The following is an 18,020-nucleotide window of genomic DNA, read 5'->3' as shown; positions in this document are numbered from 1 at the left end:
TAAAAGCATTTACTGGTTAAGCTATACAACCCAACATTTCCTCTTTTCTATACATTTCATTTATAATAATTGTCAGTAAAGATTCTTCCAAATCGAAAGGTCGTGTGAACAAGTGCAAGAACCAACCATTTTAGTAGTGGATGATGAGGCAGATTTAGCGAATCTACTAAAAGTAAGCTTACAAAAAGAAGGCTACAAACAAATTTATACAGCTGGTACCATTCACGATGCTTGGACAAGCTTTCAACAAACAACACCCGATATTATACTTCTAGATGTCATGCTTCCCGATGGTGAGGGCTACGATTTATGTAGACGTATCCGTGAAGTATCCCATGTCCCTGTGCTCTTTATGTCTGCTAAAAATGAGGAAATTGATAAAATTTTAGGACTAGCCATTGGCGGAGACGATTATATTACAAAACCTTTTAGCCCGAAAGAAGTAGCCTATCGTGTGAAGGCGCAACTACGTAGAGCTGGCTATCAAACACAAGATACCATAACGAATATTGTTGAAAAAGCACTACAAATTGGACCATTTCAGTTGAATGCCGATGAAACTGAAGTCCATAAAAATGGCGTATTATTGGAGTTAACAGCTAAGGAAATTGGATTAATGGCGTGCTTTATGCACAATCCCAATCGAATCTTAAGTAAAGAAACATTATTTGAACGTGTATGGGGAGAGGATTTCTTCGGTTCTGATAACACTGTTATGGTGCATATTCGCCGGTTGCGTGAAAAAATTGAGGAGGATGCCTCTAATCCTCTATATATCACAACTGTAAAAGGACTTGGCTATAAGTTTGTCATGCCAAAAGAGGCACAAGAATGAAGTGGAAATTAACCGCTCGCTTTCTCCTTTCCGTACTTTCTATCGTCATCATTGTTATTTTCGTCAATACAGCTATCTTCATGGGACTCCTTACTTATCGGCTAGCAACTGACTCTGAAGGCGTTTCTGCCACAGAAGAGGAAAACTTTGTGCGGGAATTTCAAAAATATATCGAGATAAAAAATGGAGCAACTTCCATACGTGCAGAAGGAATCGAACAATTGCATCAAAGAAATGCGTGGATACAATTACTTGATGAAAATGGTCAAGTGATTGATGCTCATTTTGCACCAGATAAAGCACCATTGCACTATGCACCTATCGACTTAATTCAAGTATATAAATATAAAGAATTCGATTCTGATACTACGGTGTATATTGGCAGTAAGGATTCCATTAGTTATTTAATCGGTATTAAAGGTAGCGGTGTTACAAGGTTTGTTACGCATGTTTCTGGCACATCACTCTTACAGTTTATAGGGAAATTTGGCTTGTTCATCGTGATTGCGGACTTGTTAGTAGCTACATTAGTAGGGTGGCTTTTTGGTCGTACATTAACGAAACCTCTTTATGCGATGATAGATCGCATTCATCATTTAAAGAATCATGATCATACGTCTATTAAGGCTCCTGGTGGTGTCTACAAGCCAGTTTTTGAAAACTTAAATGAAGTATCACGAGAATTAGCTGCCCATGAACAGGAGCGAAAGAGACTAGAGATCATGCGTGAAGAATGGATTAGTAATGTCTCCCACGATATGAAAACACCACTTGCCTCTATTCGAGGTTATGCAGAACTATTGAATGATGCACAAATAACAAATACTGAGCAAATGGAGTACGCACAAATTATAGAAAAACAATCATTGCATATGCAAAATCTACTGGATGACTTAAATTTAACGATGCGTTTAAGACATCAACAGCTTCCACTTACACTAAATGAAGTGAACATGGTGCCTTTTATTCGAGAGATAGTGATTGAAACATTAAATACACCACAATATGAACAGGCTAATCTAACGTTTGAGGCGACAACTGAGATCAGTCTTCATCTAATCGACGAACATTTTATGCGCAGAGCTATCATGAACTTTTTACACAATGCATTGCTTCATAATGCTCCCAATGTATCTGTCCATGTGTCTGTTGATGAGCATACTCTTACAATTTCTGATAATGGCAAGGGGATAGACCCAGAGGATCTAGAACATATTTTTGAACGCTATTACCGAGGCACAAATACGGACAATACTGCTGGGACTGGTTTAGGTACAGCTATTGCTAGAGATATCATTGAGGCCCATGGAGGAACAGTGATCATCACCTCGGAAAAAGGAAAAGGTACATGCGTTATTATTGATCTACAAAAGGAATACTAAATAAACTAAATTTAACCAGTTGAATTTAAACGCTAAATACTTTGCACTGAACTTTCGTGTGGAAAAGAAGGAGTCTCAAAATTTGAGACTCCTTCTTTGTGCTATTTCATTTGATCCTGTACTTTAGCAGGTAATTCATGGAATTTCACTTCATCAAATGAAGTAACTTCTGTTTCCTTTTTCACGTAAAGCTTTAAATAAGCATCCTGGCGTAAATTTTTATGAGCAGAAAACTTTAATGTTTTCTCTTCCCCATTTTTATCGTAAGTAGGTAGCTCGTACCAATACATTTTAAAGATTTCACCACTATCTGCTTTATACTCCTCTACCTCACCATCAGCCGTGATATGAACATAGTAGGTATCTTTATTTAATCGGTTAAAATCTACAGTCATCAATACAATTAACCCTGCTACGAATAAGATAAACAATGCACCTATTCCGAAAAATACTTTTTTCATATTAATTCCCCTGTCTCACTATTTTATAAAACGAACGAACGGTAAAGATATAATAAATAAAGTAAATAGCTGAATAAGCAATCATCCACAAGATGACTGGTTTTGTAATATTCATGTTAAATAGCTGTGAAAATGCTAGTAATGCAAACACACTATGTGCAATACCCACAATAAGTGGCGCACTAAAGATAACAGCGACCTGCCCTGCTACTGTCTTTAAGATTTGCTTACTATTTACACCAATTTTATTTAAAATAGCATATTTTGCCTGATCTTCTTCGGCTTCCGTTAAAATTTTGAAGTAGATAATACTGCCTGTTGCCGCTAGGAAGACCAATCCTAGGAAGCTTCCCACAAACAATAGGGCACCAACTGTTGCTAAACTATCCTCATAGCTTTGCGGTACACTAGAAAATGATTCTTGTTGTTCAGAAGACAACTGTTGGTAAATGTCTTTCGACACGTCCTGTTGTTTCAAATCATTGTCCAATCCAACAACCTGCATCATAATCTCATCGGCATCAGTAGCTTTAAACTCTTGATCATTCACAACGAGAACTGTTCCAGCTGCTATAAAGTTTAACACGCTTTCCGTGTACATCTTTTCTACATGGAAGGATTCTCCGTTTTGTAGCTTAAAGTCCTCACCTGTAAAATCATGTGAAAATCGTTCATCGTAGGCTGCATCCAGTAAAACCGTAGAACCCTCTGCAATGTGTAGCTCTTTATCCTTGCCTTGTAATTTCGCTAAGCGATTATAGTCCGATTCCTTAAGTAATGTATATTCGAAAAATGAGAATTCATTATCCACACGTAAATTTTTCACAGCCAGTGCTTCATTATATAAGACATCCTGTTGTGAAAATTCTACTGTCTCGCCTTTCCACATAAATGTGTTTGGCAGCATCTGACGTACAGAAGCTTCTGCATTATAATACATACCGAAGACACCGCCACCTGCTGTAATCGTAGTGGCACTTAAAATTGCAATGATTGACAACGATTTGGCATTAGCTCGAATACGATACAATAATTGAGAAACACCGATTAAATTTAAACCTTTCCAGGACCATGATGTTGCTTTCTTTAATGCTGTTAATACAAAGACACTCACACTATGGAATAGAAGGTATGTCCCTGCAATTGTTACCCCTATAACCATTAATGGCGTACCTAATACCGTAAAGAATCTCCATATTTCACTCGTAAACATATCAGAGGCAGCTGTATAATAACCAAATGCAATAAGTACAGTGCCAAGTAAAGCAGCTACTAATGATGCACGTGGAATTTGCTCTCCCTGTTTGTCTGCATGGAATAAATCAATTAGTTTAAATTGATAAATCACACGGTAACCTTGTAAGGATGTGAATAAAAACAGTAGTGTAAAAATGCCCGTTGTATTAATTAGTGCCTCCATTGAAAATGTCAGGCTACCAACCACTTCATAGCCCATTAAGCGTACTAGTATCATTAATAGCCCTTGGGACATAAAGAAACCTAGAAGGATACCAAACACAAGAGAGACAAGCCCTATGACTAAATTTTCAAAAAAGAGCATTAAGCCAATTTTTTGCTTACGTACACCTAGTAACGAGTAAAGGGCTACTTCCTTTTTCCGCTTCTTCATAAAAAACGAGTTGGAATAGGCCATAAAGATGACAATGAAGAACAGAAGTACGACTGACGAGGCACTCATCAATCCTTTAATTTGTTGTGACGATTGCTTTAAGGCTGAAAGATCATCATTATATTTGAGCGTCACAAACGTAAAGTAAATAACGATACTAAATACCATTGAGGCAATATATAAAAAGTAATTCGATAAATTGCGTTGAATATTTTTACGCGCTAAACTAAATAACGTCATTTACTCCACCCCCGATGCTAGATAGCACCTGCAAGATCTCTTGGAAAAATTGCTTCCTCGTTAGAGTCCCACGTTGAATTTCCTTAGATAGCTGTCCATCCTGAATAAATAGAATGCGCTGGCAGAAGCTAGCTGCAAAGGCATCATGTGTAACCATCATAATCGTTGCGGCTTGAGATTGGTTTAAATCACTTAAGCTTTCTAATAAATCGGTTGCAGATTTTGAATCTAGCGCACCTGTAGGCTCATCGGCAAAAATTAGTTTTGGTTCTGTCACTAATGCTCGCGACGAGGCTGTACGCTGCTTTTGCCCACCTGAAATTTGATAAGGATATTTGTTTAATAAATCACTAATTCCAAACAATGCAGCAATTCGATCAACTCTTGCATTAATAGCCTTTGTCGGCATTTTTGCAATCGCTAGTGGTAAAACAATATTTTCTCGCACTGTTAAAGAATCGAGCAAGTTATAATCCTGGAAAATAAACCCTAAATTATCTCGACGAAAATCCGCTAATTCAGCATCCTTCATACGTGCCAAATTAGTATCTTCAATAATAATTTCACCAGTTGTTGGCGTATCAATCGTTGCTAATACATTAAGAAGCGTAGATTTTCCAGCCCCAGAAGGACCCATTACCCCAACAAACTCTCCCTTTTCTACTTCAAATGATATATTCGATAGCGCTGTAAAAGTATTTGCGCCTTTGCCGTAATTTTTCCCAACGTTTTGTACCTTTAATAATGGCGTCATATACGCTCACCTCTTCTTTCTGACTTTAGTATACGACCTCAAACTTACAGCAAATTTGTCGCAAGCTTACAGCAACCTTAAATCATCTGCTTTTTGAAATGTGTAGACAAAAAAAATTCATACACAAACTGTGCATGAATCTTTTCTAATCTATTGTGCTAATACTTTTTGAATATCTTCCTCAAAGCTACTTGGCTTATCTGCTGAGGCGTATCGTCCAACAACCTCTCCATTACGGTTTACAAGGAATTTTGTAAAGTTCCATTTAACACTATTGCCTAAAAATCCTTTGGAATGGGAAGTAAGATAATCGAAAATAGGATGTGCTTCTTTACCATTCACCTTCACGATCTCATGTATCGGGAACGTCACTCCATATGTTAGTCGACATTGGGAAGCCGCTTCTTCAGCTGACGCTAGCTCTTGTTTAAATTGATTTGATGGAAAACCAAGTACAACCAGACCTTGCTCCTGATATTTTTCATAGAGACCTTCTAATTCTTCAAATTGTGGTGTAAAGCCACATTTGGAAGCTGTATTAACAATTAGCATCGGCTTTCCTTTATAACGTTCAAGGCTATAGATAGTACCATCTTCTAAAGTTACATTAATATCATAAATGCTCATCTCTCTACCTCCTATTATAAACGTCCATTCATTCTTGCCACCTGCTGCAAAGGGTCCCAAACACCGTTGAATGGTGGTGCATAGGCCAAATCTAAATCTAGCAAATCAGGTAAGGTCATTTTACTATATAATGCTGTCGCAAACACATCGATACGCTTATCAACTCCCGCTGGTCCCACGATTTGTGCACCCAATAACAATTGATCACGCTTGCGAACGACCACTTTTATAAACATACGTTGTGCACCTGGATAATAGCCGGCTATATGGCGTGCAGATAATTTAAATGCCTCATAGTCAAAACCAAGCTCTTTAGCATCGCGCTCATTAATACCTGTTGTAGCAATAGTTAAATTGAAAAATTTTAAAATAGAAGTGCCCACAATTCCTCTAAACGGAGCAAATTTGCCTGACATGTTGAGACCTGCTAAACGACCTTGCTTATTAGCAGTCGTTCCTAAAGGTATATAATCTAAACGTTCTTTCACAATATTAAAGTGAGTTGCACAATCGCCAGCTGCATAAATATTTTCAAGGGAAGTCTCTAAATGGCGATTTACAATGATTGCTCCATTTTTTGCAAGTGCAATCCTAGTATTCTTTAAAAACTGTGTATTTGGTTTTATGCCTGAAGCGACAATGACTAAATCCGTCTCTAGAACGCCGTTATCTGTAATAACACGTTCCACTCGTTTATTTCCTTCAAAAGCTTCAACGCTCGTATTTAATAACAGCTCTACATCGTTCTTTTTCGCTTCCTCATGAACATGCTGAGCAAGTTCTTCATCTAAAATACGGGCCACATGACTTCCGCGCTGAATAAGCCTTACCTTTTTCCCACAGGCATGTATGGTTTCAGCCATTTCTAAACCAATATAGCCACCACCTATGATTGTTACCTGCTCAATCTCTGATGTTAAATCTGCCATCAAATCTTCCAGTTGAGGAATTGTTTTTACCGTATGGATACCACCTAGCTCATTCCCCCTTTTCACAGGCATGACTGGACTAGCCCCCGTTGCAATAAGAAGTTTATCGTAGGTAATCTCAAATTTATCACCACTTGCTTGTGTACCTGTAATAACCTTCTTCTCTATGTTTACATTCTCTACCTCATAGCCAACTCTTGCATCAATGCCATACTTATCTCGAAAAGTTTCGACATCTCTTGCAATTAAACGTTTGGTTGATGAAATACGACCATCTACAACATAAGGCAATCCACATTGCCCATATGAATAAATAAAACCACGTTCTAAAGTAGTTATTTCTGCTCCTGGAACATTCCGATAGATTTCCATTGCTGCAGACATACCTGCAGCATCTCCACCAATGATGACGTATTTCATTCTACAAGCCCCCTTATTTTTTCCTTGTTGCCATTAAATCTGCATATTGATCGATATACAAACGTCGTTTTCCACCACTTACGATGACCCGTACCACATGAATAGCTATTATCATTGTAAGTGCAAAACCTGCTATTGCGGCAAGTAGAGAAATGACAATTTGTAGAACATAAAATGGTGAATCCATATCTAATTGGATGTCACCTAATGTTGTAATGGCTTCTGATAAACACAAGGTAGCGATAATAGCAATACAACGATGCCATGATTGCTTTACAATACTTTTGCCATTCTTGTTGACCATTGTAAAACGCATCACCTTCATACCGAGTGTTGCACCATTCATCATACTTGGTAACACCCCAAAGAGTACCACGTACAGAGCCATTTTCACTAAGAATTCAAAAGTACCGCTATACCCTGTCAGAACACCAATAATCATCCAAACTGATTGGACGATAAATAAATCAATGGCCAATGCTAGTAAAATAGAAATCGGCTTAACAATATCATTTTTTTCCATTTCAGCAGCTTTAGCCTCAACCTCTTCATGAGAGGGGAATAATGCCCAAACAATTGGTGCTAAGAAGAAACCTAGGAGCGCACCTACACTGTTTAGTAATAAGTCATCGACATCAAAGATTCGGTATGCGCAATTAAAGATGCCATAAATGCCTGTTCTTTGTGTGACCTCATAAAACAATGTTAGCAAAAAGCTAATTAAAAATGCACGTTTCCAGTACCTTCTTTCTTTAAGAAAATATCGCAAGTAAACGCCGAATGGCATTAGTAGTAAGAAATTAAAGAAGGCTTGAAAAAATGCCTGCTGTTTTGTGATAGCAAGCCATGTAGATGGATTTGTGACAACAACGCCACTATCCTTTAAAACATCATCAACAAATTGAAAAAGTCGCAAATTAGTATGAACGGTGTCCGCGGATTGAAGTGAGCAAGTATCTCTTGTAGACGGAAATGGTAGTAATACTAAACAAAGCGCTGATAAAAAGTAAAAAATAAATGAGAACATGATAATGGTTTTGGACATCGATAAGTATCCATACTTACGATACGTATAAATCAGCCATGGTATAAATAGTACAAAGGATAAAATAATAGTTATGAAAAATGCTATAAAAATGGATTGCGTGTACGTTGACATAGAAACACCTCTCTCTTTAAATTGCCCTATTTTCTGAACACTAAAACTAAGTTTAGTCCTTCAATACTACATGTATATTTCATCAAGCTTACATAATCCTTAATTCAATAAAAAAACAGGTAAAGAATCTATACTCTCTACCTGTTACTTACTATGCTTTCGCTATTTCTTCTTTACAGAATGTCAAAATTTCTTCTAGTTCATCATCCTCTAATGCAAAGTCTAAATATTCACCTTCAGCCTTTTCCATGATGAAGTAATTTAATATAAATGGTTCTTCGTCTTTTTCACCAATTAGGACACGAATTTCAATGCCAGCTTCGTGGTAAAGCTCATCCTCTTCATCAATTTCTACATCCAGAATAAATTCATAACGCTTACCTTCAATAATATTTGTTGGGTCTAAAATCTCTTCCATTGAGAATTGTGTAATTTCCATTATATTTGCTCCTTTTTCTTTAGCTGTTCTTTTCTATATTAAATCAATTTCAGCATGGGTCAACTAGAAAACTCGTATACACCTGTCAGTAATTATGCCACAATGAAATGGAATTAATTTAGAACTAAATTTCCCTACATACGAGGAGGCTTTTTCATGAAAGAGCTATTATATTATCAAGACGTTATGTTACAAGAGTTTGATGCAACTATTATTAGTAAAGGAACTGACGAATCCGACCGTCATTATGTTGTACTATCGAACACCGCTTTCTATCCAACTGGTGGTGGTCAACCTCACGATACAGGTACATTGAATGCGTTGGAGGTCATAGATGTTGAAAAAGTGGATGATGAAATTCGTCACTATATTGAAGGTGATCTATCGACTTTAGATGGTGTGGTACATGGCAAGCTAAATTGGCCAAGACGATTCGATCATATGCAGCAGCATGCTGGGCAACATATTTTAACAGCTGCTTTTGTAGAGCTTTTTAATGCGCAGACTGTAAGCTTTCATCTAGGCAGTGAGCAAGTAACAATTGATCTTGCTATAGAAACGATTTCTGAGCAACAGCTTGCAGCGGCAGAAGCAAGAGCCAATGACATTATTCTAGAGAACCGCCCCATTCAAACTATCTGGGTTACAGAGCAAGAGCTGGGCAACTATAATCTTCGTAAAGAAGTTGCAGTGACGGGAGACATTCGACTTGTGATTATCCCTAATTTTGATTACAACGGTTGTGGTGGCACTCACCCTACATCCACAGGGCAAGTTAGTTCCATCAAAATATTAGGGACTGAAAAAATGAAGGGCAATGTGCGCGTTTCTTTTGTGTGTGGTCAACGCGTTTTGACTGAGCTTGGCATGCGGAAAAAAGTATTAGCGGACGTTGCTCGTCAATTAAGTGTCCCTGAGATTGATGCTGCCACAGCACTTACAAAAGTTTTATCTACTCAAAAAACTACAGAAAAAGCACTCGCTGCTGCGAAAGAGGAATTACTCACGTATGAAGCAAAGGCACTTGTTAATAGCGAAGGTGTCGTAACGGCTGCTTTTAATCAGCGAACAATGCAAGAGCTACAAAAAATAGCCCGTATGATTGTTACGGAACAGAAAGATGTAATAGCTCTACTTGTGTCTGAAAATGAAGGCAAACTACAATTCGTTGCAGCAAGAGGTAATAATGTTTCAAAAAGCATGAAGGATGTTGCCCAAAAGGCACTGCCGCTTATTAATGGTAAGGGTGGCGGAAGTGACCAAATGGTACAAGGCGGTGGCGATTGCACCGTTTCGAAAGAAGAATTACTAGCAGCGATGCAAGATGCTTAGTTGCATATATAGAGGAGCTGTTATTAAAAGACGGCTCCTACTATGTTGTTGAAAAAGAAAATGTCGCTAGCAGAAAAAGACTTCTTGACTAGGCGAGGGGTTGATTTCCGTTCCGCCAGCGTCCTTTCCAGGGGGCGTCCGACGAGTCGCTTCACTCACTTACGTTCGCTCCAGGGTCTCATCTATGACGCTAAATCCCCTAGGAGTGACACTGGCTCCACTCCAATCAACCATTCTGTAAAAGTGGCTTTTCCTTATCTTTCATACAGTCGTTGTGAACAAAATAGCAAATGTATAATTCGAGAAAGGATAGACTCTTATTTTCAATGGGAGAAATGATGATTGACCACACCTCTCCATAAAATGAGTAGTGAACACCTTCAATTAAGCCTTCGCTAAAAAGGTAACATTTTTATGAGGTGGAGTGGATGGATACCTGACTTTCGTGGGATAGCGAGACAGACGATCCTCTGCATGGAGCGGTAATCCATTTTGACCTTTCACAAAAATTGTATGGATGGTTTTGTTTTTCAACACTCTGAGAGGAGCTGTCATTAATAGACAGCTCCTCTCTAATTTAATATTTAAATTTTTGAATGGCTTCATATAAACGTTTTGCCATTTCTGATAGTTTTTCAGTTTGATTGTTCATTACTGCTACCGTCTTCAACTGTTCCGCTGTTGCATCTGTTACCTCATGCACATAATCACTTGCCGCATGTGCAGTAGCTGCCATTTCTTCCATAGACGCGGAAACTTCCTCCGTATTGGCAGACATTTGTTCAGCTGAAGCATTCATTTCTTCGATTTGACCTGCTATTTCTCCTACTGCTTGAACCATTTCCTCGAAGCGTTCTCCCACTGCCTCAATAGAAGCTAAACCACGCTCAACATTATCTTCACCAAATTCAGCTGCTTTTACTACTTCTAATGTATAAGATTGAACTCTTTCAATAAGCACATTAATTTTAGTAGCTGATTCTGCTGTTTGCTCCGATAGCTTGCGAACTTCTTCTGCTACAACGGCAAAGCCTTTACCAGCATCTCCTGCCCGTGCTGCTTCTATAGAGGCATTCAATGCCAATAAATTTGTTTGATCGGAGATATCGGTAATCATTTTTGAAATTAAGCTAATTTCTTCTGACTCTTTTTCTAGCTTGTGAATAATTGATAGTTCATCTGTTGTGCCTTGCTGAATCTCATTCATACGTAAAACGGATTGTTGAACTGCATGATTGCTTTCACTAATTTTCTGGGAAATAAAATCTGTATTACAAGCAATTGTGGAGGCAACTTCAGCTACATTTTGTATCCCTATCGCCATTTGTTCCATTGCTGAGGCACTTTCCTCTGCCATCACAGTTTGGCTTTGTGCCCCTCGATCTACTTCACTTATTGCACCAGCAATTTGCTTTGAACGCTTTGTTACTCCATTTACATCTCCCATTAAATCACACGCAGCTTCATTCACTGCCGTTGCTTCTCGACTCACTTTGGCTATCATTTCCCGCATATTATCAGTCATGCGATCTAATGCACGTGCCATCGTTCCCATTTCATCAATACGTTTCAAATATTTTTCTGGAATTTCCTGTGTAAAGTCTCCTTCCGATAAGCCCTCACTAATGCGAAGTACATGTCGAAGTGGTCTACTAACAGAGCGAGAAATGGCAAATGAGATGCATAGCCCAAGTATTGAAACTATGATCGTAGTGACAATGAAGTTCGTCTTAAGCTTAGAAAGCCCTGAAAACATCTCATCTTCTAATGCGATAACCCCCATTTTCCAACCATTATCGAGGGTATGATAGCCCATTAGACTAGTTCCTGTATCTTCCGTTTCAAAAGAAAAATAACCGTTATCATTAGCAATCATTTCTTTAGCAGCCATTGCTCTGCCTGTCTTGATACCTGTTTCGTCTGCTGCCTTAATTGGATTGTATTGCTCCTTCACATACGAATGATTATTATGTCCAATAATTGTTCCGTTAGCATCTAACATAAATGCATAGCCACTGTCTCCAACCTTAATGCCTTCTACAATTTTAGATAGGTAATAGCCGTCAATACGTGCTAATAATAAAGCTTTTTCACCTGTCACTGTGTCAATTGGAGAAACGATTAAAATGACTGGTTCACCTGTTACACGACTAATCGTAATGTCAGACATGACAGACTTACCAGTAAAACCTTCTTTTACGTAATCACGATCCCCTAGATCAGCTGTTGTATCATCCAGATAATGGGCAACTCCATTAGCATTGATAATGCCAAAACCTAAGTAATTTTCATTACTGGCAAGACGTTTCGAGAGATACTGCTTCTGCTTTTCAAAGTCCATGCTCCGAACTGCCTCTTGCTCTGCAATGGCTTCCACCTCCACTAGTGTTAATTGGAAGTGTTCTTCTATGTATTGGGAAACATCCTCTGCTCTAGATACCAAATTAGATTCCACTTGCTCATTCACAGCTTTTGTACTATTTATCCAAGTAGATAGCCCAAGCGTGCCACATGTTACAAATACAAGAGCTATAATTGCAACAATTAATTTACCACCAATACCTTTTAACCACATTTCTCTTTTTCTCACTTCTTCCATTTTTAGCTATACAATCCGCATATTTTTGCATAACTTCAGAGTAAAGTCACTAAAAGTAGAAGTCAACAAAAGTTTTCCAATATGATTAATAAATGTATAATAATACCATTTACACTACCTTTATAGTGCTAACAATTTTCTACAAAATTTTCAATTCATAGATCCCCCTTGTCATTAAAAAGGAGAGTACACCATGCTAATAGAGGTAATTAAAACATTTTCCAACAAAAATTGATTATAATTCACATTTTTTGCTGATTATTAAAGATAGGATCCGTTTAACACATTTTGAGGGGAGGATTTCCATGAGTTCAGACAAAAATAATGTTTCTCGTCGAGACTTTTTAAAAACTACAGGTATTGCTGCTGGTACATTAGTCGGTGGTGGTTTAATTGGAGGATTAGTTGGTTACAACATCCATGGTAAAGGTACTTCTACCCTAGAGCATGGTGGTCATGAAACAACGAATGAGGCCACAGGCTCACCAAAAGCTAAGATGTTCTTCAGAAATGAAAAAGATTTTAGTATCTTATCAAAGGCCACGGAACGTATCTTCCCAGAGGACGATTTGGGACCAGGAGCTATTGGTTTAGACGTTCCCTATTTTATCGATCATCAACTTGCAGGAAATTATGGAAGTAACTCTAAAGAATATATGCAAGGTCCATTTGATGTTGGTGCCCCAACTCAAGGCTATCAGAGCCGTTTAACGCGAGCAGAAATTTTTAGACAGGGTATTCAAAAAATGGAGGATGAAGCACAAAAGCGTTATAAGAAAAGCTTTAACGATTTAGATGGCAAACAAATGGATGAAATATTAACTGCCTTCCAAAAAGGTGACATAGAAATGGTTGGGGTTACTTCCGCGTTCTTCTTTACATTATTACGAGCAGCTACATTAGAGGGAGCTTATTCTGACCCTATGTATGGAGGAAATCGCAATATGGATGGCTGGCGTATGAAGGGCTTCCCTGGTCACCAGATGGCTTATATTACACAAATAGAAGATGCCAAGTTCCAAAAAATTGAGCCTAATCCATTAGGCAACCACTAAGGGGGGATACAAAATGGCTAAAACATTACCGAGTGTAGACGTTGTAACAGTTGGTGTAGGTTGGACTGGCGGTATTGTCGCTGCTGAATGTGCTAAAGCTGGCTTAAAGGTAGTCGGTTTAGAGCGAGGTCAAAAGCGTGGGACCGAGGATTATTTAAATGTTCATGACGAATACCGTTATGCCATCCGATATGATTTAATGCAAAATCTTTCTAAAGAGACCGTAAGCTTTCGGAATGATCGCAATATGAAGGCATTACCAATGCGTCAGCTTGGCTCCTTCTTACTTGGAGAGGGTCTGGGTGGATCAGGAACACATTGGAATGGAATGACTTATCGATTTTTACCCTATGATTTTCAAATCAAGACATTAACAGATAAACGTTATGGACCAAATAAGCTTGGACCAGATTATCTGATTCAGGATTGGGGATTAACATATGATCAGCTTGAGCCCTATTTCGATAAGTTCGAGAAAACAGCTGGTATTTCAGGTGATGATAAAAATAAATTTAGTGGAAAGCGTTCGAATCCCTATCCAACACCGCCTATGAAAAAAACGCCTATGCTTGCACAATTCGAAAAAGCTGCAACAAACCTGAAGCTAACGCCTTATATGGTTCCATCAGCTAATGTATCAGAGGTTTATAAAAACCCAGATGGCGAAACGATCAACGCTTGCCAATATTGTGGTTTTTGTGAACGCTTTGGATGCGAATATGGTGCAAAGTCGTCCGCAGAAATTACTGTTGTCCCTACAGCCCTGAAGACAGGAAATTTTGATTTACGCTTTAATTCCAATGTTGTTGAAATTTTAAAGCAGGGTAACAAGGCTACAGGTGTAAGATATATCGATACTGTTTCGGGAGAAGAATTCATTCAGCCAGCTAATGCTGTTGTATTAACTAGTTATGTCTTTAATAATGCCAAGCTATTAATGGTCTCTGACATTGGTGAAAGATATGACCCTACTACTGGCAAAGGAACACTTGGCAGAAACTATTGCTATCAAATTTTGCCTGGTGCTGCTGGGTTCTTCGAGGAACAATACAATACATTTATGGGTGCAGGTTCGTTAGGCATGTGTATAGACGATTACAATGGTGATAATTTTGACCATAGTGATTTAGATTTTATTCACGGAGGTAATATTGCACTTACACAGACAGGTACGCGACCAATCGGCTCAAATCCAACTCCGCCTGATACGCCTACTTGGGGACCAGAATTTAAAAAGCAATCTATTTATTACTATACACGTTCATTTGGGATTGGTGCGCAAGGAGCATCTATGCCACATAAGGAAAACTATATATCACTGGACCCTACCTATAAGGATGCTTACGGGCTGCCATTAACTCAGTTAACATACAATTTTACTGATCAGGATCGAGCTCTTCATAAATATATCTCTGCACGTGCAGCTGACATTATGAAGGAAATGGGTGCTAAAACAATTGTCCCTAACGCGGAAATTACCGATTACAATATCGTGCCTTACCAAACAACGCATAATACAGGTGGTACGGTGATGAGCTTAACACCAGAACAAGGGGTTGTGAATAATTATTTACAGCACTGGGATGTTGACAACCTTTTCGCAGTAAGTGCAGGCAACTTTGCACACAATAGTGGTTATAATCCAACAGGCACATTAGGGGCACTTGCCTACCGTTGTGCTGAGGGAGTCATCAAATACAGTCAATCAGGTGGTTCATTAGTATAAAAAAATTATTCTAAAGGAGGCAAGACTTATGGGAGGTCTAGGAGCAATTGGAGTACCTGGATTAATCATTATTTTAGTGATTGTATTAATTGTATTTGGCCCAAAAAAATTACCAGAAATCGGTGGAGCGGTTGGCAAAACGTTTGCAGAATTTAAAAAGTCTACTAAGGGACTTATGGATGATGAAGATGATACCGTGAAAAGGTCGAAAAAAAATCTGATGCTTCGTAGGAGGGTTTCCTATGGATCCATATGAAGACGGAAAAAGAAAATATTTAAGCCCTCTAGATAAACCACAAGCCGAGCCTCCAAAGCCAGTGGAGGCTTTAGTTGAAATACCTACGGTAGCAATTGAAGAGGATCATGTGTCAGATGAACCCCTGATACCTGTTACCTCATTATTGGAGCATCTTAGTGATTTACGTAAGCAAATTATCAAAGGGTTAACGGTTTTTATTTTATTTTTCATTGTTGTCTTTTCTACTATTAATATTTGGTTTCCATTCATAACGCGAGGTCACTCACTCGTTATTTTAGGACCACTAGAAGTAGTTAAATTTTACATGACGATTTCAACAACTTTAGCTTTTGGTCTTGCAATGCCTTTCCTCGTCCACTTTCTTTGGAGCTTTATTAAACCAGGCTTAAAAGAAGAGGAAAGTCGCTTTTTAGGCCTCTATGCACCAATCATGTTAGTTCTATTTTTAGTAGGCGTAGCTTTTGGCTATTTCGTCGTTAACCCACTTAGCTATACATTCTTAGTAAGCATTGGGGCTACCAATTTCGATGTCATGGTATCAGCAAATGAATATATGCACTTTTTAATCATGACGACTGTACCGCTTGGTCTATTATTTGAGTTACCGATTGTTGCCCTATTCTTATCAGCCATTGGTGTACTGACTGCTGAATCCATGAAAAAAATACGAGGCTGGTCTTATATCGCAATGGGCGTAGGCTCCGCTGTTATCACGCCACCAGACTTTATAAGTCAGTTACTCGTATTAATACCGATGATTATTTTATATGAAATAAGTATTTACCTCGTTAAACGTATAGAACGCAAACAAATTGAAAGCACTGCGTAAATTTTACGCAGTGCTTATTTTTTCTTTAGATCCATCACAATAATTTCTGGTAGATTAAAAATACGATATGGTACTGTGCTATTACCCAACCCTCTACTAACTACCATTTTCGTCGCGCCTGCTTCGTAGACACCAGCTGTATATTTTGGGAACAGCCCCTGTCCTGGTGCCACAAGTCCTCCAAGCCCAGGAATACGAACTTGCCCACCATGCGCATGTCCCGAAAATACTAAATTTATGTGATAATTTACATACGTATTAAATAATTCTGGTCTATGTGCTAGTAACAACTTAAACATATCGTCTGGCAAATAGGCCGTTGCAATGTCCAGCATATCTTCTGTTGTTCTACCCATTAACGGATCCTCAATACCAACAATCGCCAAGCGCTCCCCGTCGCGCTCTAACACGGTCGATTCGTTGGCCATAATATGTACCCCTAACGATGACAGCGCCTCATAAATTTCATTCACCTTATTCGTCGCTACCTCATGGTTTCCTAGTACATAATAAACATCCGCTATTTTAACTAGTCCTTCCACTGCTTGTAGGCTTTGTTTTAAATTATAGCGATTACTATCGATCACGTCACCTGTGATAAAAATATAATCAGGCTTTGTATCCTTTACCTTAGCAATCAATTTTTGTTGCTTGTCACCAAAGACAGCGTCATGTAAATCCGAAACTTGTACAATGCGTAGCCCATCAAAGCTGTCAGGCACACTATCTGATTCAAACACATGTTTACTTACGACTAGCCAGTGATTGTTTACGTACAAAAAAATGACTATAAAAACAACAAAGAAGATACCATATAATAATTTTTTCAATCGCAATCGCTCACTTTGTGGCTACTTTTTTCAGAAATAATTCTGACTTTCTCATTATAAGCAAAAAACAGAGTGATTGTAAGTATATGCACTTTAAATACACAAAATGCACAAATACACTTAGCTTAAAATTTTTATCATTAGATTATATACACGCTTTAATCTATTTTTTGTTAACTATTGGCATGCTATACTATGGGTAGAAAGGCATATTTTATTATCCCCTCATAATACATCACGATATGGGAAATGCATCTCATTTACTAAAGTGCGAGAATACTAATAAACTTAAATCAGTTAAAGGAGAAAAGAATTGCTTTATTGTAAGTAATGATCCAGTTAGATTGGACGATAAATGTGTTTTACATACTAATAAATTACATAATTTACAGAATCGAATAATTTCAGAATCCAGCTTCCATTGCTACAGGCAAGTATAAAACTGATGACGAAAAATTTATTTAGTACAGTTGGGCTACATAATATTCTAAATTTAGATGATAAGAGGTGAAAA

Annotated in this window: 16 protein-coding genes; 7 read left to right on the top strand and 9 right to left on the bottom strand. The window is 38.2% G+C overall.

Annotation, left to right across the window (positions count from 1 at the left end; genetic code table 11):
* The first annotated feature begins 112 nt into the window (after nucleotides 1-112).
* Nucleotides 113-835 (top strand): response regulator transcription factor, encoded by a 723-nt coding sequence (locus LBYS11_RS01105; protein ID WP_048390763.1) that lies wholly within the window; start codon nucleotides 113-115, stop codon nucleotides 833-835.
* Nucleotides 832-2,217 (top strand): sensor histidine kinase, encoded by a 1,386-nt coding sequence (locus LBYS11_RS01100; RefSeq protein WP_103117287.1) that lies wholly within the window; start codon nucleotides 832-834, stop codon nucleotides 2,215-2,217. Before LBYS11_RS01105 ends, LBYS11_RS01100 begins: the two co-directional genes overlap by 4 nt.
* Nucleotides 2,218-2,318: 101 nt before the next feature.
* Here the strand turns inward: LBYS11_RS01100 and LBYS11_RS01095 are convergent, their stop codons facing one another.
* The 7 genes from LBYS11_RS01095 to LBYS11_RS01065 form a co-directional block, all read right to left on the bottom strand.
* On the bottom strand, nucleotides 2,319-2,678 hold the full coding sequence (locus LBYS11_RS01095) for a YxeA family protein (RefSeq protein ID WP_004233888.1): 360 nt from the start codon (nucleotides 2,676-2,678) through the stop codon (nucleotides 2,319-2,321).
* Nucleotide 2,679: 1 nt separating this feature from the next.
* Entirely contained in the window at nucleotides 2,680-4,548 is a 1,869-nt protein-coding gene (locus LBYS11_RS01090; protein WP_103117286.1) for an ABC transporter permease, read from the bottom strand.
* Nucleotides 4,535-5,302, bottom strand: coding sequence for an ABC transporter ATP-binding protein (locus LBYS11_RS01085; RefSeq protein WP_054548905.1), 768 nt, complete (start codon nucleotides 5,300-5,302; stop codon nucleotides 4,535-4,537). Before LBYS11_RS01085 ends, LBYS11_RS01090 begins: the two co-directional genes overlap by 14 nt.
* Before the next feature lie 150 nt (nucleotides 5,303-5,452).
* Nucleotides 5,453-5,929: a glutathione peroxidase gene (locus LBYS11_RS01080; protein WP_103117285.1), complete on the bottom strand. Its 477-nt coding sequence runs from the start codon at nucleotides 5,927-5,929 to the stop codon at nucleotides 5,453-5,455.
* 14 nt (nucleotides 5,930-5,943) lie between these two features.
* Nucleotides 5,944-7,278 carry an FAD-dependent oxidoreductase gene (locus tag LBYS11_RS01075; RefSeq protein ID WP_103117284.1) on the bottom strand — a complete coding sequence of 445 codons (1,335 nt, stop codon included), beginning with the start codon at nucleotides 7,276-7,278 and terminating at the stop codon, nucleotides 5,944-5,946.
* Nucleotides 7,279-7,291: 13 nt separating this feature from the next.
* Nucleotides 7,292-8,437 carry a VanZ family protein gene (locus tag LBYS11_RS01070; protein ID WP_103117283.1) on the bottom strand — a complete coding sequence of 382 codons (1,146 nt, stop codon included), beginning with the start codon at nucleotides 8,435-8,437 and terminating at the stop codon, nucleotides 7,292-7,294.
* 151 nt (nucleotides 8,438-8,588) lie between these two features.
* On the bottom strand, nucleotides 8,589-8,876 hold the full coding sequence (locus LBYS11_RS01065; RefSeq protein ID WP_036075918.1) for a DUF6509 family protein: 288 nt from the start codon (nucleotides 8,874-8,876) through the stop codon (nucleotides 8,589-8,591).
* Between the two features lie 156 nt (nucleotides 8,877-9,032).
* Here LBYS11_RS01065 and LBYS11_RS01060 point away from each other — a divergent pair, with 156 nt between their 5' ends.
* Nucleotides 9,033-10,208 carry an alanyl-tRNA editing protein gene (locus LBYS11_RS01060; RefSeq protein WP_103117282.1) on the top strand — a complete coding sequence of 392 codons (1,176 nt, stop codon included), beginning with the start codon at nucleotides 9,033-9,035 and terminating at the stop codon, nucleotides 10,206-10,208.
* A gap of 577 nt (nucleotides 10,209-10,785) precedes the next feature.
* Here the strand turns inward: LBYS11_RS01060 and LBYS11_RS01050 are convergent.
* Nucleotides 10,786-12,807, bottom strand: a complete 2,022-nt coding sequence (locus tag LBYS11_RS01050) for a methyl-accepting chemotaxis protein (protein WP_233732305.1) — start codon at nucleotides 12,805-12,807, stop codon at nucleotides 10,786-10,788.
* Nucleotides 12,808-13,112: 305 nt separating this feature from the next.
* Here LBYS11_RS01050 and LBYS11_RS01045 point away from each other — a divergent pair, with 305 nt between their 5' ends.
* The 4 genes from LBYS11_RS01045 to tatC are packed head-to-tail and all read left to right on the top strand — an operon-like array spanning nucleotide 13,113 to nucleotide 16,676.
* Nucleotides 13,113-13,862, top strand: coding sequence for a gluconate 2-dehydrogenase subunit 3 family protein (locus tag LBYS11_RS01045; protein ID WP_054548901.1), 750 nt, complete (start codon nucleotides 13,113-13,115; stop codon nucleotides 13,860-13,862).
* 13 nt (nucleotides 13,863-13,875) lie between these two features.
* Nucleotides 13,876-15,588, top strand: coding sequence for a GMC family oxidoreductase (locus LBYS11_RS01040; protein WP_004233912.1), 1,713 nt, complete (start codon nucleotides 13,876-13,878; stop codon nucleotides 15,586-15,588).
* A gap of 28 nt (nucleotides 15,589-15,616) precedes the next feature.
* Nucleotides 15,617-15,844, top strand: coding sequence for a twin-arginine translocase TatA/TatE family subunit (gene tatA, locus LBYS11_RS01035; RefSeq protein ID WP_103117279.1), 228 nt, complete (start codon nucleotides 15,617-15,619; stop codon nucleotides 15,842-15,844).
* Nucleotides 15,831-16,676: a twin-arginine translocase subunit TatC gene (gene tatC, locus LBYS11_RS01030; protein WP_048390786.1), complete on the top strand. Its 846-nt coding sequence runs from the start codon at nucleotides 15,831-15,833 to the stop codon at nucleotides 16,674-16,676. The genes tatA and tatC overlap by 14 nt, the downstream gene beginning before the upstream one ends.
* Before the next feature lie 14 nt (nucleotides 16,677-16,690).
* On the opposite strand, the gene LBYS11_RS01025 is transcribed toward tatC, so the two are convergent.
* Nucleotides 16,691-17,506 (bottom strand): metallophosphoesterase, encoded by an 816-nt coding sequence (locus tag LBYS11_RS01025; RefSeq protein WP_054548899.1) that lies wholly within the window; start codon nucleotides 17,504-17,506, stop codon nucleotides 16,691-16,693.
* Between the last annotated feature and the right edge of the window lie 514 nt (nucleotides 17,507-18,020).

The sequence above is a fragment of the Lysinibacillus sp. YS11 genome (assembly GCF_002896375.1).
In the GTDB taxonomy this organism is placed as follows: domain Bacteria; phylum Bacillota; class Bacilli; order Bacillales_A; family Planococcaceae; genus Lysinibacillus; species Lysinibacillus capsici.
This window is presented reverse-complemented; position numbering and strand designations above follow the sequence as displayed.

Excerpts from the sequence above, each read along its gene's own strand:
- LBYS11_RS01075 (WP_103117284.1), bottom strand. The coding sequence starts at position 7,278 with ATGAAATACGTCATCATTGGTGGAGATGCTGCAGGTATGTCTGCAGCA.
- tatC (WP_048390786.1), top strand. The coding sequence starts at position 15,831 with ATGGATCCATATGAAGACGGAAAAAGAAAATATTTAAGCCCTCTAGAT.
- LBYS11_RS01095 (WP_004233888.1), bottom strand. The coding sequence starts at position 2,678 with ATGAAAAAAGTATTTTTCGGAATAGGTGCATTGTTTATCTTATTCGTA.
- LBYS11_RS01100 (WP_103117287.1), top strand. The coding sequence starts at position 832 with ATGAAGTGGAAATTAACCGCTCGCTTTCTCCTTTCCGTACTTTCTATC.
- LBYS11_RS01070 (WP_103117283.1), bottom strand. The coding sequence starts at position 8,437 with ATGTCAACGTACACGCAATCCATTTTTATAGCATTTTTCATAACTATT.
- tatA (WP_103117279.1), top strand. The coding sequence starts at position 15,617 with ATGGGAGGTCTAGGAGCAATTGGAGTACCTGGATTAATCATTATTTTA.
- LBYS11_RS01085 (WP_054548905.1), bottom strand. The coding sequence starts at position 5,302 with ATGACGCCATTATTAAAGGTACAAAACGTTGGGAAAAATTACGGCAAA.
- LBYS11_RS01060 (WP_103117282.1), top strand. The coding sequence starts at position 9,033 with ATGAAAGAGCTATTATATTATCAAGACGTTATGTTACAAGAGTTTGAT.
- LBYS11_RS01090 (WP_103117286.1), bottom strand. The coding sequence starts at position 4,548 with ATGACGTTATTTAGTTTAGCGCGTAAAAATATTCAACGCAATTTATCG.
- LBYS11_RS01040 (WP_004233912.1), top strand. The coding sequence starts at position 13,876 with ATGGCTAAAACATTACCGAGTGTAGACGTTGTAACAGTTGGTGTAGGT.
- LBYS11_RS01065 (WP_036075918.1), bottom strand. The coding sequence starts at position 8,876 with ATGGAAATTACACAATTCTCAATGGAAGAGATTTTAGACCCAACAAAT.
- LBYS11_RS01045 (WP_054548901.1), top strand. The coding sequence starts at position 13,113 with ATGAGTTCAGACAAAAATAATGTTTCTCGTCGAGACTTTTTAAAAACT.
- LBYS11_RS01050 (WP_233732305.1), bottom strand. The coding sequence starts at position 12,807 with ATGGAAGAAGTGAGAAAAAGAGAAATGTGGTTAAAAGGTATTGGTGGT.
- LBYS11_RS01080 (WP_103117285.1), bottom strand. The coding sequence starts at position 5,929 with ATGAGCATTTATGATATTAATGTAACTTTAGAAGATGGTACTATCTAT.